Annotated in this window: 18 protein-coding genes and 2 pseudogenes; 8 read left to right on the top strand and 12 right to left on the bottom strand. The window is 63.6% G+C overall.

What is annotated here, in order from left to right; translation table 11 throughout:
* Positions 1-4 precede the first annotated feature (4 nt).
* Positions 5-2,635: a type VI secretion system Vgr family protein gene (locus tag BI344_RS08435; RefSeq protein ID WP_083370133.1), complete on the bottom strand. Its 2,631-nt coding sequence runs from the start codon at positions 2,633-2,635 to the stop codon at positions 5-7.
* A gap of 302 nt (positions 2,636-2,937) precedes the next feature.
* Here BI344_RS08435 and BI344_RS08430 point away from each other — a divergent pair, with 302 nt between their 5' ends.
* The 8 genes and pseudogenes from BI344_RS08430 to pcaF all read left to right on the top strand — a co-directional run bounded on the left by BI344_RS08430 (position 2,938) and on the right by pcaF (position 9,832).
* A complete protein-coding gene (locus BI344_RS08430; RefSeq protein ID WP_071112525.1) occupies positions 2,938-3,195 on the top strand; it encodes a hypothetical protein in 258 nt (85 codons plus the stop codon).
* Positions 3,196-3,735: 540 nt separating this feature from the next.
* Positions 3,736-4,698 (top strand): annotated as a pseudogene (locus tag BI344_RS08425) (IS5 family transposase).
* Positions 4,699-4,746: 48 nt separating this feature from the next.
* Positions 4,747-4,866, top strand: a pseudogene (locus BI344_RS23770) (IS5/IS1182 family transposase); the annotation flags it as partial.
* A 151-nt stretch (positions 4,867-5,017) separates the two neighbouring features.
* Positions 5,018-5,929 (top strand): AraC family transcriptional regulator, encoded by a 912-nt coding sequence (locus tag BI344_RS08420; RefSeq protein ID WP_204378030.1) that lies wholly within the window; start codon positions 5,018-5,020, stop codon positions 5,927-5,929.
* 194 nt (positions 5,930-6,123) lie between these two features.
* Positions 6,124-7,053, top strand: a complete 930-nt coding sequence (locus BI344_RS08415) for a DMT family transporter (protein ID WP_071112523.1) — start codon at positions 6,124-6,126, stop codon at positions 7,051-7,053.
* Positions 7,054-7,101: 48 nt separating this feature from the next.
* A complete protein-coding gene (locus BI344_RS08410; RefSeq protein ID WP_071112522.1) occupies positions 7,102-7,923 on the top strand; it encodes a beta-keto acid cleavage family enzyme in 822 nt (273 codons plus the stop codon).
* A 26-nt stretch (positions 7,924-7,949) separates the two neighbouring features.
* Positions 7,950-8,612, top strand: coding sequence for an alpha/beta hydrolase (locus tag BI344_RS08405; protein ID WP_083370132.1), 663 nt, complete (start codon positions 7,950-7,952; stop codon positions 8,610-8,612).
* A gap of 17 nt (positions 8,613-8,629) precedes the next feature.
* Positions 8,630-9,832: a 3-oxoadipyl-CoA thiolase gene (gene pcaF / locus BI344_RS08400; RefSeq protein WP_071112521.1), complete on the top strand. Its 1,203-nt coding sequence runs from the start codon at positions 8,630-8,632 to the stop codon at positions 9,830-9,832.
* Here the strand turns inward: pcaF and BI344_RS08395 are convergent.
* The 11 genes from BI344_RS08395 to BI344_RS08345 form a co-directional block, all read right to left on the bottom strand.
* Positions 9,799-10,983, bottom strand: a complete 1,185-nt coding sequence (locus BI344_RS08395; protein ID WP_071112520.1) for a hypothetical protein — start codon at positions 10,981-10,983, stop codon at positions 9,799-9,801. The genes pcaF and BI344_RS08395 overlap by 34 nt on opposite strands.
* Entirely contained in the window at positions 10,980-11,465 is a 486-nt protein-coding gene (locus BI344_RS08390; RefSeq protein ID WP_139166929.1) for a hypothetical protein, read from the bottom strand. Before BI344_RS08390 ends, BI344_RS08395 begins: the two co-directional genes overlap by 4 nt.
* Positions 11,426-11,941, bottom strand: a complete 516-nt coding sequence (locus tag BI344_RS08385; protein WP_071112518.1) for an SDR family oxidoreductase — start codon at positions 11,939-11,941, stop codon at positions 11,426-11,428. The genes BI344_RS08390 and BI344_RS08385 overlap by 40 nt, the downstream gene beginning before the upstream one ends.
* Before the next feature lie 182 nt (positions 11,942-12,123).
* A complete protein-coding gene (gene tssA / locus BI344_RS08380) occupies positions 12,124-13,206 on the bottom strand; it encodes a type VI secretion system protein TssA (protein WP_071112517.1) in 1,083 nt (360 codons plus the stop codon).
* Positions 13,207-13,248: 42 nt separating this feature from the next.
* Positions 13,249-13,512, bottom strand: coding sequence for a PAAR domain-containing protein (locus BI344_RS08375; protein WP_071112516.1), 264 nt, complete (start codon positions 13,510-13,512; stop codon positions 13,249-13,251).
* A complete protein-coding gene (locus BI344_RS08370; protein WP_071112515.1) occupies positions 13,509-14,942 on the bottom strand; it encodes a hypothetical protein in 1,434 nt (477 codons plus the stop codon). The genes BI344_RS08375 and BI344_RS08370 overlap by 4 nt, the downstream gene beginning before the upstream one ends.
* A 12-nt stretch (positions 14,943-14,954) precedes the next feature.
* Positions 14,955-17,594 (bottom strand): type VI secretion system ATPase TssH, encoded by a 2,640-nt coding sequence (tssH, locus tag BI344_RS08365; RefSeq protein ID WP_071112514.1) that lies wholly within the window; start codon positions 17,592-17,594, stop codon positions 14,955-14,957.
* Positions 17,595-17,613: 19 nt separating this feature from the next.
* Positions 17,614-18,087, bottom strand: a complete 474-nt coding sequence (locus BI344_RS08360) for a hypothetical protein (RefSeq protein WP_071112513.1) — start codon at positions 18,085-18,087, stop codon at positions 17,614-17,616.
* Between the two features lie 199 nt (positions 18,088-18,286).
* Positions 18,287-19,306, bottom strand: coding sequence for a type VI secretion system baseplate subunit TssG (tssG, locus tag BI344_RS08355; RefSeq protein WP_071112943.1), 1,020 nt, complete (start codon positions 19,304-19,306; stop codon positions 18,287-18,289).
* A complete protein-coding gene (gene tssF, locus BI344_RS08350; RefSeq protein WP_071112512.1) occupies positions 19,270-21,126 on the bottom strand; it encodes a type VI secretion system baseplate subunit TssF in 1,857 nt (618 codons plus the stop codon). The genes tssG and tssF overlap by 37 nt, the downstream gene beginning before the upstream one ends.
* A 17-nt stretch (positions 21,127-21,143) precedes the next feature.
* Positions 21,144-21,767 (bottom strand): YidX family protein, encoded by a 624-nt coding sequence (locus tag BI344_RS08345; RefSeq protein ID WP_139166928.1) that lies wholly within the window; start codon positions 21,765-21,767, stop codon positions 21,144-21,146.
* Between the last annotated feature and the right edge of the window lie 25 nt (positions 21,768-21,792).

Genomic DNA, 21,792 nt, shown 5'->3' with positions numbered 1-21,792 from the left:
GACCTTACGCTGCCGGGACAACGGCGTCGCCGCCAGCGGCTGCCGCTCGGGCACGCATCTCGCACATTTTGACTTTCAGCTCGGGCATCGGGGCGTTCAGGCTGGCAGGGCCGGACAAGTCATGGCTTGCGCCTTTCACGCTGACTGTGCCCGGCGCATGCACCTCGATATTGCCATCGGCAATCCGGAAATAGGCGCCGCCGGCCGTCAGCAGGATTTCCTTCTGGGCCTTGACCTCAATCCGATCTTTGCAGGAGGTGATAGTCACATCCTTGTCCGCCGTGATTTCTATCGCATCGCTCTGCGCCTGAACCTGCACTTTGCCCTTGGCAGCAATCAGCTTCACTGCCACCTTGTCTTTCACCCCGGCCACGAACAGGCTGATGTGCTGGCCGACATTGTGCAGCCAGCGTCGTCCCGTGCTGTGGTTGGCATCGCGCTGAGCGACCAAGTTGAGATTAGTGCCGGCTGAGACGGTTTGGCTTTGCTCGGTGACGCTGGCGATGCCGGCCGGGCCGGACAGAATGAGTAGCGACTGTTGGCCGGCTTGTTCCTTGGCGGTTTTGCCGTCTTTGTCGGTGTTGCTGCCGGCTTCCCAAGCCTTGAGGGCATCCAGATGATGCATCAGATGACCATCAGGCTGCTTGCTGCCTTTGGCGTTGTGGCTGATCTCTTCAGGACCCGTTTCCATTGTGTCGGCGAGCTGGCCGGTAGCGGTTTCCGCCAGCGCCTGACTCAGCGCGACGGCGGACTGCAACTGGCTTTGCGCATGCTCGCGCGCCAGCTGTTTGCCGCCGGCGCCGTTCTGCGCTTCGGTCGACAAGAGCAGACCATGCGCGGCGCGGATGGCGCCGTGCTGGTCGGTGCGCAATTCGAAGCCTTCGCCGCGCGGCTGGGCCTTGCCGTTGCTGCGCGGGTGGGTGAGGAAGCCTTGGTTCAGCTGGGTCTTGCCGGATTCGGAGCTGAGTTTGGCGCGCACTTCGCCGGGTGTGTCGTCAAACAGCAGCTCGTTGTAGCCACCGCCCTGGTGTTCTTTCGATTTAATGCCGGACAGCTTTTTGTTGGCGGGGAGCGCGCCAGCACCGCTGAAGTCGGGCGTCGGGTGGCTGCCGTTGTAGAACACGCCGGTCACCAGCGGGCGGTCGATGTCGCCTTCGATGAAGTCGACCAGCACTTCCTGGCCGATGCGCGGGATGAACTGGTGGCCGAAACCAGCCCCGGCGCTAGGCATGGCTACGCGCAGCCAGCAGCTGGATTTGTCGTCGAGGTTGGCGCCGAAGGTTGTATGCTCCTCTGGCCGTTGCCAGTGGAATTGCACCTTGATGCGGCCCTGGCCGTCGGTGTAGATCTCGTCAGCGGCTTGGTCCGTCGGTTCTGCCGAGCCGACCACGGTGGCGGTCTGCACGCCGCGCGATTTGGGCTTGGCCAGCGCGGTGCCGGCATAGGCCGGGGTCAACGGAATGCCGCGGCGCTGAGTCTGCAGGGCGGTGGTGAACGGGGCGGCGTCGGTTTGGGCGCCGACGTGCTGGGCCAGATCCTTCGGCAGGTTGTTGCGCACCTGGAAGCGCTGGCCGGTGACCACGAATTCGCGGTGTTGCGGGCTATCAGTTTCATGTGCCGGATGGTCGTCCAGGTGGAACCATTGGCCCGGCTGCAGGCCGCGCACGGTGCCGCTAGCGCTGAAGGACTTGGCCTGCTGATCATGCGCCTGCTGGCGCAGCTGGGCGTAGCGGCCCAGCTGTTCATCGTCGCCGGCGTAATACAGGCCCGGCGCGTCGTATTGGGTCAGGCTGCTCTGCAGCGACTGGCCGGCCTGGCCTTGTTCGATGCGGCTGCCGTCTTCGCTGTGCTGGGTGGAGACGGGCTTGTAGTCGTAGCTGGCCAGCGCCACGCTGCTGGGCACGATCTGACGGGCGGCTTGCCATTCGGTCAGGCCGTCTTCGTCTTCGGTGGCGTCGGCGCGGTGGAAGCGCACGCGGCTCAAGGGAGCGGCCGGCAGGCTGTGCGGGTCATCGAACACCGCCAGCTGCACCTGCGGGCCATCGTCGTCTTGATGGAGGAAGCGCCAGGCGTAGCCTTCCTCGTGCATCAGGCGCACGATGAACTCGTAATCGCTCTCGCGGTATTGCAGGCAATAGCTGCGCGGCTGGGCTGGCTGTACCTGGATGGACAAGGTCTGCACGCGAGCGAAGGCCGGGTTGCTCTGCTGATGTTCGCTCAGGATCTGCTGGATGATGTCCGGCACCGTCAGGTCCTGGAACACGCGCGAAGTGCGACGGTGACGCAGCAGCGCGAACGGCGGCTCGATGGTCAGCTCGTACTTGGCGAAGCCGCCATCGGCGCCGGCCAGTCTAGCCTCGCTCACCACGCCGCAACGGATGGATTCGCCGCCCACCGCATCCTCGATGCCGATGCGCGCCGGCTGGCCCAGCAGCGACTTCAGTTCGATATGAGTATCCGACGACAGGCAAGTCAGCGTGTAGCGGTAAGGTTGGGACAGACCCTCTTCGGCCTGCAGGCTAAGCGGCAGCAGCTGCTCGGCGGCGATCTGCCCGGTACCCAGCTGCAAAGTCAATACCCGTCGATCTTGGCCAAAGGCGGAGGCGAAACTGGCCAGCAGTGCGTTCAAATCCATCCGATTCCCAAATAAAAATACCCTCCAAAGAGGGTATGTCATTGAACTAAAAGGGGATAAGGATTTTATGATGCCCTGCAAGCATCAACAAGCTGGTCTCGTCAGAAAGTCGACAAACCTACACTAAAGTACAGGTGAAAACTCATTTAATGTCACTTCCTTGAAAGAGAACATGCTGCACCTGCCTACCTGCCAGGACAGGCCAAAGTAGCGTACTCAAGCGTACCGGAAGCTGGCGCCAACCGTTGAAGCATACCAGTGTTACCATCCAAGCCATGCCTAACCCATGAGCAGGTCCTACTATGTACGACGAAAATGACTTGATTGAATCCCCGTTGCAACAGCAATACACCGTCGAGGGCAAGACCGTAGAAGTGTGTATTTACCGCTTGCCTGACACGGGATGGACGCTCGAAATTGTGGATGAGTACAACAATTCCATCGTCTTCGACGGCGAGTTTGAGTCCGACCAAAAAGCATTCGATCTTTTCCTGAAAGAAGTGGAACAGGAAGGAATCGAATCGATGATAGGCCCACGACCGGGCGCATCATTGCACTAACACAGCATCTGTATCCGATGGCGAACGACTGCATTGGGCGATAACGCGTTTCATTGCGCAACAAGCATGATAATCCGGAATGACAAAGCCGCCTTGGTGTCCCAGGCGGCTTTGTCATTCGGTGCATTCGACAGTGCTACAGCGCAAAAACAACAACGCCAATCAATTGAAATTTATTGGATTTTACGACCAGTAGCGCCGATCCAGCATAGGCGTCACGCTCATGCGCCGGGACGGTCTATTCCCGTGAGATTCTTGACTGGCGCGGGTTTCAGCGCCATTTTGTGCAGTCTTGTTTACGTTCATTCCGGCTGATTTCCGCCTATTTCCGTCCCGCCGGTGCTACACCAAGTGCGACTTTCAGGAGCTATGGCACCATTCGCTCTCATTGTGTAGCGCCTGCTTTTTACCCCCAAGGCGGCGTTGACTAAGCATTTGAATAAACGAAGAATTATCCCCCTTACACCGCGCGGGGGTCAAGTTTGGCAAGCAGACGGCTTTGTTGCATAACCCTGCCGCCAGCTGCGGTATGCTAAGTCAATGAACACCGCAGCACCCCAGAGCAAGAAGCCCAAGCAACGCTACGCAACCACCAACTGGCATGAGTACGACGCGGCCCTGACCGCACGCGGATCGCTGCTGGTCTGGCTCGATAAAGACATGCAATGGCTGACCCTCCCTGCCAACCGGCAACAACGGCCGATCAGCCACATACACCGACGCTGCCATCCAGTTCTGTCTCAGCATTAAATGCCTGTTCAATCTGCCGTTGCGGCAGGCTCTGGGTATGGTGCAAAGTCTGCTGCAATTAGCTGGGCTCGACTGGCTGGTGCCGGATCACTCCACCGCATGCCGTCGCCAGCGCACCTTGCAGGTCCGGATCGGCTATCGCCGCAGCTAAGGGTCCGCTGCATCTGCTGATCGATAGCACCGGCATCCCGTTTCTCGGCGAAGGCGAGTGGGAAACGCAAAAAGCACGGTGCCGAATATCGTCGTCAGTGGCGCAAGGCACACCTGGGCATTGACGCCGAAACATTGGAAATCCGAGCTATCGAGGTGACTGGCAAGGGTGTGGGAGACGCATCGATACTGCCGGAGTTGTGAATGCAGCTGGCGGATGAGCCCGTTGCCACGGCGACGCTGGATGGCGCTTATGACACTCAGGGTTGTTGCGCAGCGCTGTTTGGCCTAGGAATCATGCCGGTGATCCCGCCGCGCAAAAACGCCAAGCCGTGGAAGTCGAAAATCACTGGCAGCGAGGTGGGCAATGCAGCGATCGCGGCATGCAAGCGCTTGGGATGTCGAATCTGGAAACGCTGGAGCGGATATCACCGCCGCAGTCTGGCGGAAACGAAGATGCACTGTTTCACGCGACTGGGTAGCCGAGTGATGGCGCGCACCTTTGATCGACAGGTGACGGAACTTCAAGTGCGTGCGGCGCTATTGAACCGCTTTACCGCCCTGGGCTGCCCGAAGACCGTGGCCGTGGCAGCGATGGGCTAAAGAAAGGGAAGGCTCGCTCTTAGCTGGGGTTATGCAACAAAGCCACTGCTGGGTGAAAGGGTGACAGCCCGGCGCTTCGATGGCCAAGTGGCAGAGCTGCAAGTGCGTGCCGCCATCTTGAACCGCTTCAGCATGCTGGGCCGTCCGCGCACGGTGGCTGTGGCATAAATCTGTTTGGGGAAAGGGGAAGCTCGCCCTGTCCAGGATTTATGCAACAGCGCCGTCAAACACCCGTCCTCTCCAATGAAGTGGCAGGTTCTGGATGCCCGTTTCGCTTGCCGTTCGACCGCAAGACACGGCGCATGGATAAATAGCAAGCATGAACAACGCCGCCATCCGACCAAGTCAGACTCAATGCCTGCGAGCCAGGAAAGCATCAGATTTTATTCTGTATGAATATTTTGTGCGGTGCAGTATTATTCAGCGGTTCTTCGGCCTACCTCGACAAACCCAAGAAAGCAGCAGCATGGCAACAGAATCTAGCGATGCACACCTAGCGGACGTTTTCGCGTGGACCATGTCCAAGGACTTCCCCAGCGGGCATCAGGTCGGCAAACACAGCCATTGCGAAGGACAATTGATTTTCGCCGCCACCGGCGTGATGGAATTGTCTACCAGTACCGGCCTGTGGCTGGTGCCGCCCCAGCGCGGCATCTGGATGCCGCCAAACGTGGAACACAGCATGCGGGCGCGCGGCCTAGTGTCTTTGCGCACATTGTATATCCAATCTGCCCACTATCTGGAGCAGTTGCCTCGCACGCCCAAAGCTGTCGCCATCTCGCCGCTTATGCGAGAGATCATCATCCGCCTGATGCGCACCCGCAGCATTCTGCATTCCAATCAGCGGGAGGAGCGTTTGCTGGATTTACTGCTCAGCGAGATCGAATGGTCTACGGAGGCGGCCCTGCCTTTGCCGCCGCTAAACGACCACCGCTTGCAACGCATATGTTCGACGATACTGAACAATCCGGGCGACCGCCGCAACCTGAATGAATGGGCCGAGTTAGTGGGCGCATCCAGCCGTACCCTGGCGCGGCTGTTCCAACAAGAGCTGGGCGTGTCCTATCTATACTGGCGCCAACAAGTCTGCGCGATATCCGCTTTGCCGCGGCTGAGCGCCGGCGAACCGATCACCCTGATCGCGTCCGATATGGGTTATGACACTCCGAGCGCATTCTCCTCGATGTTCCGCCGCATCATGAATAGGGCTCCCAGCCAGTATTTCTCCTGAGCGGTACCGCCAACTCTCCGCTGCCAAAGCATTTCCTCGTCATCGCGGCAGAGCCCCTGCGCGCTCTGCCTACCGCGCCGCCGACTCCCATCCTGTCTTATTTGAAGCAATGATTGTCTGCTTTCAAGAAGCACGGTGCAAACTATTCGAATATGATATATGAATAAATAAACTTTTTATGCTAGGCCTAATACATGTCTAACGCTATGTATAATCACAAGAAGTACTGGCTGCTCATCTTGGCGGCAACCTTCTTGTTCGGCTCAACGTTCCCCTCTTCCAAAATCGTGCTCTCGGAAATGCCGCCGCTATGGGCCGCCGTATTCCGCTTTCTTGCCGCCTCCGCCGGCATCATCCCCATCCTGCTATGGCAGCGCATCCGCTACCGGCATACCTTTGTCCGCCATCGCCCCTGGGGCGTTCTGGCTCTGATCGGCTTGCTGCAGACGGCCGGCTCAATGGGCTTTCTCAATCTTGGCCTGAGAATCACCACACCGGCCAAAGCCGCCATTCTAATGGCGTGCACACCGCTGATCGTGGCCCTGATGTCCCGGCTGGTATTGAAAGAAAAAATCCACCCGCTGGCAGCCGTCGGTCTGATCATTGCTTTTTTCGGCGTAGCCATGTGCATCGGACTCAACAAACTGGACGGCTTTGGCGCCGGCGACGCGCTGGTATTGTGCGGCGCGGCCTGCTGGGCGGCCTCCACCTTGGTGATCAAGCGCAGCCGCATCGCCGTTAACGTCTGGGTGCTGACTTACTGGCAAATGCTGGTGGGCTCCGCCTGCCTGGCGCTATTGGCTTACGCCAGCGGCGAAGCCCTGGCCTTCCCTCATACCGACAAGACACTCATGGCTTTCCTGTGGCTGGCGCTGCCTGCCACTACCGGAGCCATGGCCTTGTGGTTCATGGCCTTGGAGCTGGGCGGCGCGGTGCGCACCAGCGGTTTCCTGTTTCTATCGCCATTATTCGCCACGCTAATTTCCTTTGCCGCTTTCGGTTATTCACTGTCGCTGCACGAACTGGCGGGCGGGGTGCTGATCGGCATCGGGATTTATCTGGTGTCCAAGCGCCCGGACTCCGCGGGACAGCCACGAGCGGTCCCCGCCCACAACAAGACCTGACCCCTCGCTCATAACCATTCCCCTATTTTTTAACCGAGCTTTCCCACCATGCAAAAACTCATCATCATCGCCGCCATCAATGGCGGCATCACCAGCCGGCAAAAAAATCCGGCGGTGCCGTTCTCGCCGGAGGAAATCGCCCAGGCGGCTTACGACTGCTGGAACGCCGGCGCATCGGTAGCTCACATCCACGCCCGCAATCCGGACGGCACACCCAGCTATGACGCGGAAATCTACGGCGAGATCGTCCACCGCATCCGCGAGCGCTGCGACATCCTGATCAATCTGAGCACTTCCGGCCTGAATCTGCCGCCGCACCTGGAGAAGAAAGAGGCCTGGAATCATCTGCAATTCCGTCCAGACATCGCCTCCTTCAACTGCGGCTCGGTCAACCATGGCAGCAAACCCTTTATCAATCCGCCAGAACTGGCCCGGGCGCTGGCGCTGGATATCCGCGAATACCACGCCAAGCCGGAAATCGAGGTCTACCACCAGGGCATCATCGGCGAGGCGCTGAAATTGCAAGAAGATGGCTATTTGACTGGTCCGCTGTGCTTCAGCTTCGCAATGGGCATACAAGGCGGCGCGGCCGCCACTTGCAAGAACCTGTTGCATTTCGTGGAGAGCATCCCCCAGGACAGCGTGTGGTCGGCGCTAGGCATCGGCAAACACCAACTGGCGATCAATCTCCACACCATGCTGCTGGGCGGCCATGTGCGCACCGGCCTGGAAGACAACGTTTATTACCGCTATGGCGAACTGGCCCGCGACAACGCTCAGTTGGTGGAACGCTTGGCGCGGCTGGCCGGAGAAGTCGGCCGCGACGTCGCCTCTCCTGCTGAAGCCAAACAGATCTTGGGCATCCGGTAATACCTCATCATCAAGGACTGACTTCCATGAACGCAACCGCTCAAACCCCGCATAAAGAGCACGACCTGGAAATCTACGGCGCGCCGCTGAACCAGGCCAAGCTTGCCGTAGTGCTGCTGCATGGCCGCCGCCAGAGCGCCCAGGAGGCCTACAAGAACGGTGAGGCCATCGGCTTGGCCGATGTCGCCTACATCCTGCCGATCGCCAAGGGCTTAACCTGGTATCCCCACAGCTTCATGGCGCCGCTGGACAGCAATCAGCCTTCGCTGGACCAGGCGCTGGACTGCGTCAGCGCCACCATCGAGGAGTTGCGCAGCTACGGCTTCGCCGACCGCCAGATCGTACTGATGGGCTTTTCCCAGGGCGCCTGCTTGGCGACCGAGTACATCTACCGCCGCCCGGCCTCGTTTGGCGGACTGATAGCCTTCTCCGGCGGTCTGTTCGGCCCCGAGGGCGTGGAGTGGGGAACGCCACCCGACAACTGGATTTCCCGGCGTTCTTCGGCACCAGCGATTGCGACAGCTGGATGCCGCTGGAGCGCATCGAGCACACCGCACAAGCCTTCCGCCGCGCCGGCGCCGAGGTGGATTTCCGCGTGTATCCGGGCATGCCGCACCATGTTTGCGCCGACGAGATTGACGCCGCTCGCGGCTTGCTGTCCACCCTGTTGCAACCGCAAGTCAGCCTGAGCTGAAAGGAAACCATGATGACCGACGCTTTCATCTGCGACGCTGTGCGCACTCCCATTGGCCGCTTTGGCGGCGCGTTGTCCGGAGTGCGCGCCGACGATCTGGCGGCGATCCCGCTGCGCGCCCTGCTCGAACGCAACCCGGGGCTAGACCCGGCGGCGATCGACGAGGTGATCCTGGGCTGCGCCAACCAAGCCGGCGAGGACAACCGCAATGTGGCCCGCATGAGTTTGCTGCTGGCAGGTTATCCGGAAACGGTCCCGGGCCTGACCGTCAACCGCCTGTGCGCGTCCGGCCTGGACGCGGTGGCGCTGGCGGCGCGCGGCATCAAATCCGGCGAAGCCGAATTGTTGATCGCAGGCGGCGTGGAATCGATGTCGCGCGCGCCGTTCGTAATGCCGAAGTCGGAAAAGGCCTTCGGCCGCGACATGCAGATTTACGACACTACCATCGGCTGGCGCTTTGTCAACCCGGCCATGGAGAGCCGGTATGGCGTGGACACCATGCCGGCCACCGCGGAGAATGTGGCGCGCGATTTCAATGTCAGCCGCCAGGATCAGGACGCCTTCGCGCTGCGCAGCCAACAGCGTTATTTCGCGGCGCTGGAAACCGGATTCTTCGCAAGCGAAGTCATTCCGGTACCGATTCCGCGCCGCAAGCAGGACCCACTGATCGTGGACCGCGACGAGCACCCGCGCCAAACCTCGCTGGAAGAGCTGACTAAGCTAAAAGCGCTATTCGGCCCCGACTCCAGCATCACCGCCGGCAATGCTTCCGGCGTCAATGACGGAGCGGCGGCGATGATCATCGCCTCGGCCACAGCGGCACAACGCCATGGCCTGCGTCCGCGCGCGCGGGTGGTGGCATCCGCCAGCTCCGGCATCGCGCCGCGCATCATGGGCGCAGGTCCGATCGAGGCCAGCCTCAAGGCGCTGCGCAAAGCCGGGCTGCGCATCGAAGACATCGATGTCATTGAGCTGAACGAGGCCTTTGCCGCCCAGGCATTGGCGGTCACACGAGCGCTAGGGCTTCAGGATGATTGCGCAAGAGTGAACCCGAATGGCGGCGCCATCGCGCTGGGCCATCCTCTGGGGATGAGCGGCAGCCGACTGGCGCTGACCGCGACCGCCCAACTGCAAGCCACCGGCGGACGCTATGCCCTATGCACCATGTGCGTGGGCGTGGGTCAAGGCCTGGCCATCGTGCTGGAGCGCGTTTGACCCCATAGGCCTACGGCGTTGGCGGCGGCAAGCCGCCAACGCCGTAAACGCCGTAAACGGCACGCAACAGGACATCCACGCAAACGAGCGCATTCAAACAAATCGTCGCCGGCTCCGGCACCGAATAGTAGGAATGGATCAAGCGCGGAAGCGCACACACGCCGCCCCAACGGCATTGCTTGCTGCGCAGGCGCAGGCCTTGCCAAAGGACTCACAGCAAGGCTGCCGCGGAACGCGCCGCCATATTCCGAGCCCGCGCCGCCTCCTGTCAGATTGAGCATCGCAAAGCCGGACAGGCGGTCACTCAACCGCGTCTCGCCGTAAGCCATCGCGTTGCGGCTGCGATCGTCCAGATTGAAGGTCCACTCCAGCCGCCAGTAACGGTTCAGCTCCTGTGGATTGCTCTGCAGGCTGGCCCACAGGTAATGGCGGTTGCGCAGCGATGCCTGGCCGTCCGACGGCAATGGCACCCAGCCCGTCGGACGGCCGCTGCCATTGAACAGATATTCGGCGGACAACACCTGCCCGCTTTCCCGGGTATAGCTGGCTCCGGCCAACCAGCGAGAGCCGGCCTGCGGCGCGGCGACGCCCTGCGTGGAAGGCGGTGTCTGGCCGCGCTGGCTGGAGGCCTCTGCATACAACAGCCAGGCATCGTCAGGCGTGTACTGGGCGAAACAGCCCCAGAACGGCCCCAGGCCCTGGCTGCGCGGCTGGCTGACAATCAAGCTGAACAAGGTGCTGTCGCCCTGGCGATCCCGCTTGAACAACATGGTTTGCAATTGCCGCGGCGGGGCCAGCGTGCGGGTATCGGAAACATAGGCGGAAGTCAGCCGCCAGGCTCCCTGGCTGTGGGTCCAGCGCGCCAGGTCTATGCCCGGCGTATCCGCCAACGGATTGGTCTTGCCGCTATCGAAGTAGAACGGGTTGCTGGGCGAACGGAAAGTGGCCGGTCCCCAGCTGAAGCGCTCCCGCCCCGCCAACCACTGCTCGCCGCCGCTGGCATAGCTCAGATAGCCCTGATTGAGGCCAAGCTGGCCGTCGTTGCCGCAGCCGGAGCAGTCCAGCTGCGCTTTCCACGCCGGCGTCGCCGCCGGCCTCGACCTCGGCCAGCCGCAGGCTCGCGCGGCAATGAGGGCATCGCAATATCTCAAGCAACTTGGGCTTCATGGCTTCCATCCTGCATTCTGTCAGACAACTTCAAATTGGCGGCCACCGAGCTTCCCGCCGTTCCATAGCGGGAGTCCAGCGCGTATCCGGTAGACAAGCGCAACGTGCGTTCGATGTCGGGCAGCACGATGCCTGCTGCGGCCAGTTCGCGCTGGGTGGCTGCGCAATCGAAATCCCGCTCCGAGTCGAGATAGGGCCGGTAGGTGCGCTGCAGCAGCTTGAGCGGGCTGAGGTGGTAGCGCTGCAATTCGGCCAGCGTCGCCAGCGCCTCCAATTCGCCGTGACGATACCGCCGCGGCTGACGGACTCCGCCGCCGCGCTCGGCCAGCACCTGGTACATCAAACCGAAAATGCGCTCGAAACTCAGACTCTGCGACAGGCCCGCAGTCAAGTGATAGACGCGGCCGGCCGCCTCGGGACGCTCGCTCAGATGCAGCATCGCGTCGCACACGTAACCGGTGGGCACCAGATCAGGCCGGCGCCAGGATCAGCCAACAGCACCGGCATCCGGTCGCGCTCCGCCAGCTTGAGGAATTCGTAGTAGCCGAAGAACTTGCGAATACGGCCGCTCCGAGATTCGCCGATGATCTGGCTTGGCCGGTAAATCGTCAGCGCAATCTCATCCATCGCCGCCGCAGCCATCTCCTCGCCCTCCAGCTTGGACTGCTCGTAGGCATTCCAGAACGCCTGGCCGCAGTTGCGCTCGGACTCGGTCAACCACCCCTGCCGCCAGCCGGCGACATAGGCGGTGGACACGTAGTTGGGCCGGAAGCCCGGCTTGCCGCGCCAGGCACAGGCGCGGCAGAAGGCGAGCACCTCTCGGGAGCTATCCACATTGGCGGCGCGCGACTCGGCCAGCGGCAGAGCGAAATCGACGCTGGCCGCCAGATGGAGCACTTGGTAGACTTCGCCGGCCAACTGCCGCCAGAGCTCCGGCTCCAAACCGAAACGCGGCAGACTGACGTCGCCGCGCAGAGCCTGGGCAGCAACTCCCCGCCCAGGCTGCGCCAGGCAACGGATTGAATGCCCGCACCCGGCCTGGAAACGAAATATGGCGCGGGCCGATGAAGGCGCCGCGCCATGCGAATCCGCCGTACGCCGCCAATAGCCGGGCGGCGGGGACTTTACTCGGTCTTGACGTCCAGCAGCTCCTGCAGCTGGCTGAGGGTGCCGCTATCCTTCACCACATGCTGCAGCCACTCCTCCAGGCTCATCTCGGCCCAGCGCGCGGCCCGTTCCGCCAGCAGCGACACCGGGCTGTGCGGCTCGTTGTGGCGGAAGTAGCGCGCCACTTCGCCCAGCATGCGCACCGCTTCCTCGCGGCTGCGGATCTGGCCGTTGAACGTGCTGGCGGGGGCGGCGCTGTACGCCGGGCTGGGGGCGGCTTGGCTCACGGTGCGGCTTTCCTCTGCGGGCTGCGGCTGCGGGGCGGCGGCCGGCTTGTTGACGGCAAACTGCTGGCGGTAGCGCAGCACCAGGTCCTGGCAGGCGTAGATGGCGTTACGAATATCGGCCAGGCTGGGGGCGGCGGCGCCGAAGCGCTGGTCCGCCAGCGCGTCCAGCGCCTCATAGGCGGTCAGCGCGCTCACCAGCTCCTCGGCCTTGGCCTGGAACCAGCCGTGGCCGGACTGGGCAGCGGCTTTCTCGAACGCTTCGCCGCTGAGCTTGCCTTCGGCGATGGCGGCCTCACGGGCCGCGCTGTCCTTCAAGCCCAGGTTCTCCACCTCGCGCGACTGCTGCCACTGGTTCCAGCTGTAAGCACCGAACTCCGGCTTGATCAGCGGGACATTGCGCAGCGCGCCGCCCAGCTGCTGGTTCAGCCATTCCAGCTTGGCCACCCGCTCGTCCAGATCGTGCGGGTCAAGCTCCGGGAAGCCGTTTTCCCAATACTGCCCCAGCCAGCCATTGACCAGCGCCAAGCCGCGCGCCAGGCCGGCCACGCCGTTGACCTGCACCTGGGCCTCGGCATACCAGGCCAACAGTTGCAGGTCCTTGCTCTTGTTCTGCAGCGCGTCCTCGCACAGCCGCACCACCTGCGGCCATTCCGCCGTTTTCAGCGCCTGTTCCCAGTCGCCCTGCGACAGCGACGGGTCGTCGCTGCGACGCGCCTCGCGGATCTGGTCGAAGATGGCGGAATAGGCCAGGTCTTCGCCGGCCGGAGCGTGGACGCTTACCGGCTGCAACAGATGTTCGATATTGTATTCCATGATTCTGTCTTCGTTTCCGGGGCCATGCCCCAATACAGGGAGCTAAGCCTTGCCGACTTGCGGCAGGGTGGAAATCAGGGTGGCGCCGCAGCTGACCTTGTGGCCGTCCAGCGCCACCGCCTTGCCGCCCACCAGCCAGCCGCCGTCGCCTTCGACGATGGTGCAGTTGACGTGGCCGTCCTTGGGACAGGTGACAGAGTCGCCGATGCAGGCCACCTGCTTGCCGAACAGCGTGGTGCAGGACGCGGCGCTCACCACCTTGCCGCCATGGTCGGTGGGGTCGCCCAAACGGATTGCCGCCTTCATGCCGTGCTCTCCTCTGCAGGCGGCCTGGCCAGCGCCAGCGACACCTGATCGTGATGGAACTGGGTGATGACGGCCGGCGCCTGCAGCCGCGCGCTGTGGCTCACCGCGGTGGCGGCCAGCAGCATGGACGTAGCCGCGCCGGCATCGCCCCATTCGCGCACCACATTGCTGGCCTCGTCTATCGGGTGCAATTCGACCTCATGCCGCGACAAAGCGGTGGCGATGGCCGCCAGCCGCACGCCGCCGACGTCGATCTGGCCGCTGTTGTGGCACAGCCAAGCCAGGCCGGCCGCCTGCCGCGTGTCCGGCTTGGCCTCTTCCGGGCTGAACGGATAATCCAGCAGCGCGGCGTTGACCAGCGCGTTGTCCAGCACCGGCTGCAGCTGGCGCGCCAGTTGCAGCGCCTTGTCCTGCGCCAAGCTTGCCGAACTGGACTGCGCCATCACCGCCAGCAGCGGCAGCTGCGCCAGGCTGGCCTGGCGGCTGGCCGGCACCGCGCCCCAGCCGGCGGCCGGACCGGAGAACTCCTTCTCCCAGTAGGGCTGATAGGGATCGGCGCCCTCTTCCGCCAGCATCGCCTGCGGAACCGGCAGACCGTCGCGCAGGAACAGCATCGCCACCACCGCCATGCCGGGCTCGCCGTGCCAGCGGCGGTGCGCCTGCAGCGCCGGGTCCGACGCTCCCCAATCCTCGTCGTCATCCTGCTGCGCCAGCGGCGCGTCGGCGGCCACCACCACCACGCCCGGCAATTCCGGGTCTTGCTGCAGCGCCTGCAGCACGCGGTCGGCGATCGGCCCGCTGCCCGGCAGAAAGCGGCAATCGCCGGACACGTGGCAATCCGCGCCCAGGGCCTCGGCCGCCGCGGCCTGTTTGAGCGCCTTGGCCCGCGTCAACTGCTCCACGCCGGACACCAGCGGCATCGTCTCCAGATACAGCGGCAACCAGGCCCCGCCCGGCGCCTCGGCGTACAAGCTGGACAACATCTCCGCCAGATAGGGTTCCAGCGCGTCCAGCGCCTCGCCCGGCTTCACGTCGTCCGCACCCAGCGCCTGCCAGTAGCTGCCGTCGGCGGTCTCGGCCAACCAGGCCGGTTCGTCTTTGGCCGGCAGCGCCGCCGCCCACAGCCAGCGGCAGCCGACCGCGCGCTGTCGCTCCGCCAGCGCGGCCATATGCTGCGCGCGCGCGGCCTCGCGCTGGCCGTCGCGCTCGCTCTGCGCCAGCGCCTCCTGCCGCTGCGCTTCGGCCTGGGCCCGTTTTTCCTTCAGATGCGCCCACAGCTTGATGCCGACGCTCAACAGCATCGGCGGCCCCAGGTGCAGCAACAAAATCGCGGACGGGCTGATGCGTTGCCAGCTCACCGGCAGCACCAGCCACAGCAGGCCCCACCAGCCTATGGTGAGGCCGCCGAACAGGCCCAACATTCTCCACATGTGGATAACTCCTTAGCTCAGTCGCACTTTCACCTGCTCGCCCTTAAGCGAGACGGCGATCTTCTTCACCGGCCGGCCAGCGGCCATCCGCGACAGCAGGTCGCTGGAAATCTGCGCCAACAACGTGCGGGTGAGGATGGCGTCGGCATTGCGCGCGCCGCTGTCCACATCCAGGCAGCGCGCCGCCATCTGCTCGGCCAGTTCCTCCGGGAACTCAACCTGCGCGCCGTGGTTGTCGGCGATGCGCCGGCGGATCTTGTCCAGTTTGAGGCCGACGATGGCGCGCAGCACCTCGTCGCTGATCGGGAAATAGGGCACGATGGTCAGGCGGCCCAGGAAAGCCGGCTTGAAGGTCTTCTGCAATGTCGGCCGCAGGATTTCCACCAGGTCTTCCGCGGTCGGGTCGCGGTTGACGTCCTCCACCGTCACCCCATGCTCGCAGGCGCGCATCACCAGGTCGGTGCCGGCGTTCGAGGTCAGCAGGATGATGGTGTTCTTGAAATCCACCTCGCGGCCTTCGCTGTCTTCCAGCACGCCCTTGTCGAACACCTGGAAGAACAGCTCCAGCACATCCGGATGCGCTTTCTCCACCTCATCCAGCAACACCACCGAGTAGGGCTTGCGCCGCACCGCCTCGGTCAGCACGCCGCCCTCGCCGTAGCCGACATAGCCCGGCGGCGAGCCTTTCAGGCCGGACACGCTGTGCGCTTCCTGATACTCAGACATATTGATGGTGATCAGATTGCGCTCGCCGCCATACAGCGACTCGGCCAGCGCCAGCGCGGTTTCGGTCTTGCCGACGCCGGACGGGCCCACCAGCAGGAACACGCCCTTGGGCTTGCCCGGGTCCTCCAGGCCGGCCTTGGCGATCTGCACCCGCTCGGCGATCTGCTCCAGCGCGTGGTCCTGGCCGATGACGCGCTCGCCCAACAGCTGCGCCAGCTTCCGCACCTGCTCCAGCTCGTTGCTGACCATGCGGCCCAGCGGAATGCCGGTCCAGCCGGAAATCACGTCGGCGATCACGCTTTCGTCCACGCATTCAAACGCCAGCGGCTGCGCCTTTTGCAGCTCGCGCAGCGCCTTGCGCTTGGCCTGCAGCGGGCTGATCTTCTTGCCCTTGGTCGACTTGGCCTCGTCCTTTTGCGCCTTCAGTCCGTCGATTTCGGCCACCAGCTTCCGCTGCGCCTCCCAAGCCTCATGCAGCTGTTCCAGGTCGGCCTGCAGCTCCTTGCGCTGGGCGTCCAGCTCGGCGATACGCTCGGCGTGGCCCTCCTCGCGCTTGAGCGCCGCCACTTCGCGGTCGATGTTGGCGATCAGCACCGACACGTCCTCTATCGGTCCGGGCTTGCCGGCGCGCGACAACGCCACCCGGGCGCAGGCGGTGTCCAGCACACTGATGGCCTTGTCCGGCAACTGGCGACCGGCAATGTAGCGGCTGGACAGGTGCACGGCGGCGGCCACCGCCTCGTTGAGGATTTCCACCTGGTGGTGGTCGGCCATCGCGTGGGTGAGGCCGCGCACCATCTGCACCGCGATCTCCGGTGCCGGCTCCTCCACCTTCACCACCTGGAAGCGACGCGCCAGCGCGGCGTCCTTCTCGAAATACTTCTTGTATTCCGCCCAGGTGGTGGCGGCGATGGTGCGCAGCTCGCCGCGCGCCAGCGCCGGCTTGAGCAGGTTGGCGGCGTCATTCTGGCCGGCTGCGCCGCCGGCGCCGATCAGGGTGTGCGCCTCGTCGATGAACAGGATGATGGGCGCCGGGCTGGCCTTCACCTCGTCTATCACCTGGCGCAGGCGGTTTTCGAACTCGCCCTTGACGCTGGCGCCCGCCTGCAGCAAACCCAGATCCAGCGTGCGCAGCGTAACGCCGGCCAGCACCGGCGGCACCTCGCCCAGCACGATCTTGCGCGCCAGGCCTTCCACCACCGCGGTCTTGCCGACCCCGGGCTCGCCGGTGAGGATGGGGTTGTTCTGCCGGCGGCGCATCAGGATGTCTATCATCTGGCGGATTTCGACGTCGCGGCCCAGGATGGGGTCGATTTTGCCGGCGCGCGCCTGGGCGGTGAGATCTATTGTGTACTTGTCCAGCCCCGGGCTGCCGCGGCGCAACTGCGGCGCCTGGGCCTCCGCCTCGGCGTCGTCATCCTGCGCTTCAGCAGCCTGGGCATTGGCCGCCGCCTCACCGCCGTGCTTGCGTAGCGCGACGTAGGCGCCCTGCAGCCTGCCGGCGTCCTGGCGCGCCAGCGCGGCCGAGCCGGACTGCAGCGCGCCGCGCAAGGCGTCGTCGCTCCACAGCGCCAGCAGCAGGTCCAGCGTGGACACCTGGTCCTGGCCGTATTCGGCGCTGGCCGACAGCCAGGCCTTTTCCAGCCACTTGGGCAGCCAGGCCGACAGCACCGGGTTGCGGGTGTTGCCGCTGCGGAAGGCGTCCAGCGCGGCGTCCAGCTCGCGCTCCACCCGCGGCAGGTCGGCGTCCAGAGCCTGCAGCGCGGCCAGCGCGGCGTTGTTGTCCTGGCCGAACATCGCCAGCAGCACATGCTCGATCTCGATCTCGAAATGGGTGCGGGCCAGCGCGCGGCTGGCGGCCTGCTCGATGGCCTGGCGCGCGGTGGGCGTCAACCGGTCTATCAGGGATTTCAGCGATACGGACATATGCTTCCAATACTAAAAATTAAGGGGATTCTTTGAATGCTTCGTCGTTTGCCGCCGGCGCCGGCAACTGCTGGGCCAGCCAGGCGCGCACCTCGGCGCAGCCGCCCTCGTCCAGGTCCGCCAGCATGGCTTCATGCCAATCCAGCAACTGCTTGTCGTCCAGGCACTGCCGCAACAAGGGCCAGCTGTTTTCCAGGAACACATGGAAAAACGGCACGCCGCGCTGGTGCAGGAACATGTCGTCGGTGATCTTCAGCTGGCGGTACAGCTCGCGCAGCCAGGCCAAATACGGCAGCGTTTCCCGCGCATGGCCGGCCTGGGCCAACGCGGAAATGAAATTGACGTAGGCCGACGCGCAGGGCACCTCGCGGCTGGCATGGTTCAGTTGGTCGAACTTCATCAGCCACGTCTTGCCGCGCGCCACGTCTCCCGCCATCACCGAACTGGTGGCCAGCTGCAGCGCGTTGTGGGCGCCAGGCTCCAGTTCGAACAACTTGTGCCTGCAGGAAAACGCCGTCGCCCACTGGCCCTGGCGGCTGCGCCAGCCGCAAGGCCTGCTGCCATTGCTCCTGCTGCAAAGCGGCCACCGCGGCCTGCAGCTCAGGCGGCGTATCCGGTTTTTCCACTCGCAGGGCAGGCGCGGGTTTGCGCCCCAGCAAGCGCGACAAAATGCTCATTGCGTGCCTTTCCACTCAGTTCAACAGGGTGTAGCGCATATCGTCGGGGTGGCGCTCCGGCATGCCCAGCCAGCCGTCTCCGCCCAGGCGCAGCGAGGCGGCGCCCAATACCGCCGGCGCCACGTCGCGCTTGTCCAGCACCAGGCACACCTCCACCGCCAGCGCGTGGCCCAGCGCGAACTGCATCAGCGCGCGCAGCGCCTGGGCGCCGTCGGCGTGCGGCTGCAGCGCGTCGAACTCGGCGCGCCTGAGCGGCCCCAGCCGCAGCTTGAGCTTGGTCTGCCTGTCCCAGATGCGCTCGCCGGCAAATGCGGAAAAACCCAGCTCGCAGCCGTCCAGGCCCAGCTGGCTCTGCTCCGCCTGCGGCACCGCCAGCCATTGGCCGACAAACTGCTCCAGGCAGGCCTCGACGCCGAAAAAGCCTTCCACCAGCGTCGTCAACGCCTGCGCCGACATCGGCTTCTGGCTGAGCAGGCCGGCGAAGTAGACGAACATGCGCTCGTCCAGCCGCGCGCCCGGCCCCATCTGCTGGCGCAGCTGCGACAAGCCCACTCCGCCCAGGTCCAGCAAGTTGCGGGTGAAGCCGTCGCGCTCGCCGGCCTCCACGTTCACCCAGCTGCGGTACTTGCACCAGGCCTCGTAGAACAGCGCGCCGGCGCGGTGGCTGAACAGGTCGAAAAAAGCGTGCATGGTGCTGTCGCGGTGGCGCAGCTTGCGTTCCAGCAACAGCTCGGTGTACGCGGTGGGCAGCGCGCCGCTCGGGCCGGTCAGGCCGAGGAAGCTGATGGTCATCTCGTCCGGGCCGCCGCCGTCCTCTTCCGCCGGCCGATACTGGGTCAGCTCGCTGGCGGGAAACGACAACGACGCCAGCGTGCGGAAACGCAGCGTGTCCGGCAGCCGGCTGCGGCGGACGCCGGGACGCTTGCGCGCGGCCAGGCCCAGCAGGCGCACCGCCTGGAAGAAGCCGAACTGGCTGGCGTCGCGCGCCAGCTCCTGCCTCAGATCACGAGGGCTTCGCCGGCTCGGGCTGGCCATACCACCTCCTCGTTCTGCTGCACGGTTTCCACCCGCAAGCGGGTGAAGCTGTTTGGCGCGCAGTACAGCGCGAAGAAACGCTCCAGGATGGAAGCGAACAGATACACGCTGCCGCCGACATAATAATCCGCGTCCAGTTTCAGGCGGATTTCGCTACCGCGCACAAAGCCGGCGAAATCGCGCCCGCTGACGCGTGTCACTGCCGCCTCGCTGTGGATGCCCGCTATGCCCTGGATCTGCCGCACGTTCACAGGCGAGGCGGTGAGATTGTACAAGGCCAGCATTTCCTGCAAGGCGCCCACGCCGGAATCGACGATGGACATATAGTTGAGCGACAGATGCGAAATCAGCCGCCACTGCACCGCGCGCCCCAGCGGGCTGCGCTGGCTGGCGGACGGCTTGCGCAGCAACCGCACCCGCTTCACCACCGAATGCCCCGGCAAGGAAAAATCGGTGCGCTGCGCGGCCTGGCTGCCGCCAAACGGAATCTGCTCCGGCAAATCGCGGTTGCTGCAAAGCAGGTCCAGGCTCAGCACCTCGGCCGCCGGCCGCACCATATTGAACTGCAGGTCCACCAGGTGCAGCTCCAGGTCGGTGCCCTTGTCGCCGGCGCGCGGCGAGCCTTCGCGGCTGGTGTGCCAGTAGAAGCGCGGCGCCTGCTGTTCGCCGCCGTGGCGGGTGGCATAGAACGGCGGCACTTCCTCGCTGCTCTCGCCGTCGCCGGATTTTTCCACCCGCACCACGCGGCGGATCTGGATGACCTCGTAGGCCTGCTGCTTGCGCGAATCCGCCAGCACCGCGTAGCCGGCCTTCTGGTGGCTGACGCGGATGGGTTCGGCGGGATGGTGGAACAGATTGACGATGGGCGCGCAACCCAGCTTCAAGTGATGCGCCTGCAACTGGCTTTGCAGGCGGTGATGGCGTTCGCTGTCCGGGTAGTCCGCCAGCACCAGCTGCAGCACCAGCTTCTCGCCCTGCAGCTGCGACGCCGCCTTGCCCAGCTCGGCAATGTCCAGGAACAGGAATTTTTCCGGGTAGCAGAAGTATTCGGTCAACAAGCGGTAGCCCATGAACGAGCGCTCATCGTACTCCAGCATGCCCTCGTCGCGGCCGAAACCCACCGGACGGATGGCAGAGGCCGGCAGCACCACATTCCTGGCCGGATCCTCGCTGCCGTCGCCTGCGCGGATGCGCAGCACCTTGGACAGCATCAGCTCGTACAACAGGTGCATCAGCGCCGGCTCGCCGTCCAGGAAGAAGCGCAAGGACTCCAGGCCGATGTCGCCGACCGCCAGGCCGCCGTGGGTGTGGAATTCCAGCGTCAACAAGGCCGCCGCATCCGGCGCCAGCTGGCGCAGATAGGGCGAGCCGCTGGTCAGCTCCAGCTTGGCGCTGTGCAGCGACAGCGGATACAGGTCGACCGGATAGGCGCTGCGGAACTTGCACACCACCCCGCCGATAGCCGGCGCATGCACTGGCTGGCCGCGCTCCACCCGATAGCGCTTGGCGATCTCCGGCCGCGCCGGATCGCACTCGAACTGCACGATGGTGGCCGACGGGATAGGCTGCAGATAATGCGGATACAGCACATCGAGGAAGCTCTCCGCCACCTCGGGATATTCGTCGTCCAGCTTCTTATGGATGCGGGACGCCAGCAGCGCGAACGATTCGATCAGCCGCTCGGTGTGAGGATCGGCGCACTGGTCGCCTTCCATCTGCAGCCGGCCGGCGATCTTGGGATAGCGACGCGCGAACTCGCCGGACAGCTCGCGCAGCTGGCCGAGTTCGCGTTCGTAGTAGGGGAGAAGAGATTCAAGCATCGTCTGGGCAAATATTATCAGTGGGTAGCGGCTAATACGCCGACAGCCAAGGGGAACATCACAATCCCGCCCAACACTAAGACACCATCAACAGCAAGCGTCACAGGGGTCAGCAATATGATCGCCCGTTTCAAACCTGGCGAGTGGTGCTCCGCCACGCGAATTGTATAGGGTTGATTAAACTTGCCGATACTTGCGGGCATCTCAAATCCTTTCGCAGAGTAACGCGTGCCATGGGCATGGTAAGTTTTTTTCCAACTGCCAGGGTAGTTATCGTATTGGAATTTTTCATCGAGCAGCGACTTGCGCTCTGTATCCGAGACTTCCCCCGTTAAAGTCAGATTGACATAGCCATCCACCTTGTTTTTGGTGGATACCGAAAAATAATCGAAAGATGCTTGCAATCTCGGCTTTAATGAAGATTTCAACAGCAATGGCAAATTGCCCAGATCATCCATTACATAGTGATAATCCTTGCCCAGCACCACCAAGTTTTTTCCATCGGCGGTAACAAAAAAGCCTTGCGCATTTTCATCGTAATAAACAATATTATCAGCCTGGCTCTGTTTGAACAAAGCCGGGGTGGCGCAAGCGCTGAGCGCTAAGGCCGGAAGCGCCATCATAAAATTACGTCGATTCATATCCACCTGTTATTTATTCTTCAAC

This window comes from Chromobacterium sphagni (assembly GCF_001855555.1).
GTDB lineage: Bacteria > Pseudomonadota > Gammaproteobacteria > Burkholderiales > Chromobacteriaceae > Chromobacterium > Chromobacterium sphagni.
The sequence above is the reverse complement of the archived record's forward strand: the minus strand, read 5'-3'. Positions and strand labels throughout refer to the sequence as shown.

What these genes read in the sequence shown, in the direction of transcription:
- BI344_RS08435 (WP_083370133.1), bottom strand. Translation starts at nt 2,635, where the DNA reads ATGGATTTGAACGCACTGCTGGCCAGTTTCGCCTCCGCCTTTGGCCAA.
- BI344_RS08430 (WP_071112525.1), top strand. Translation starts at nt 2,938, where the DNA reads ATGTACGACGAAAATGACTTGATTGAATCCCCGTTGCAACAGCAATAC.
- BI344_RS08420 (WP_204378030.1), top strand. Translation starts at nt 5,018, where the DNA reads ATGAACAACGCCGCCATCCGACCAAGTCAGACTCAATGCCTGCGAGCC.
- BI344_RS08415 (WP_071112523.1), top strand. Translation starts at nt 6,124, where the DNA reads ATGTCTAACGCTATGTATAATCACAAGAAGTACTGGCTGCTCATCTTG.
- BI344_RS08410 (WP_071112522.1), top strand. Translation starts at nt 7,102, where the DNA reads ATGCAAAAACTCATCATCATCGCCGCCATCAATGGCGGCATCACCAGC.
- BI344_RS08405 (WP_083370132.1), top strand. Translation starts at nt 7,950, where the DNA reads ATGAACGCAACCGCTCAAACCCCGCATAAAGAGCACGACCTGGAAATC.
- pcaF (WP_071112521.1), top strand. Translation starts at nt 8,630, where the DNA reads ATGACCGACGCTTTCATCTGCGACGCTGTGCGCACTCCCATTGGCCGC.
- tssA (WP_071112517.1), bottom strand. Translation starts at nt 13,206, where the DNA reads ATGGAATACAATATCGAACATCTGTTGCAGCCGGTAAGCGTCCACGCT.
- BI344_RS08375 (WP_071112516.1), bottom strand. Translation starts at nt 13,512, where the DNA reads ATGAAGGCGGCAATCCGTTTGGGCGACCCCACCGACCATGGCGGCAAG.
- BI344_RS08370 (WP_071112515.1), bottom strand. Translation starts at nt 14,942, where the DNA reads ATGTGGAGAATGTTGGGCCTGTTCGGCGGCCTCACCATAGGCTGGTGG.
- tssH (WP_071112514.1), bottom strand. Translation starts at nt 17,594, where the DNA reads ATGTCCGTATCGCTGAAATCCCTGATAGACCGGTTGACGCCCACCGCG.
- tssG (WP_071112943.1), bottom strand. Translation starts at nt 19,306, where the DNA reads ATGGCCAGCCCGAGCCGGCGAAGCCCTCGTGATCTGAGGCAGGAGCTG.
- tssF (WP_071112512.1), bottom strand. Translation starts at nt 21,126, where the DNA reads ATGCTTGAATCTCTTCTCCCCTACTACGAACGCGAACTCGGCCAGCTG.
- BI344_RS08345 (WP_139166928.1), bottom strand. Translation starts at nt 21,767, where the DNA reads ATGAATCGACGTAATTTTATGATGGCGCTTCCGGCCTTAGCGCTCAGC.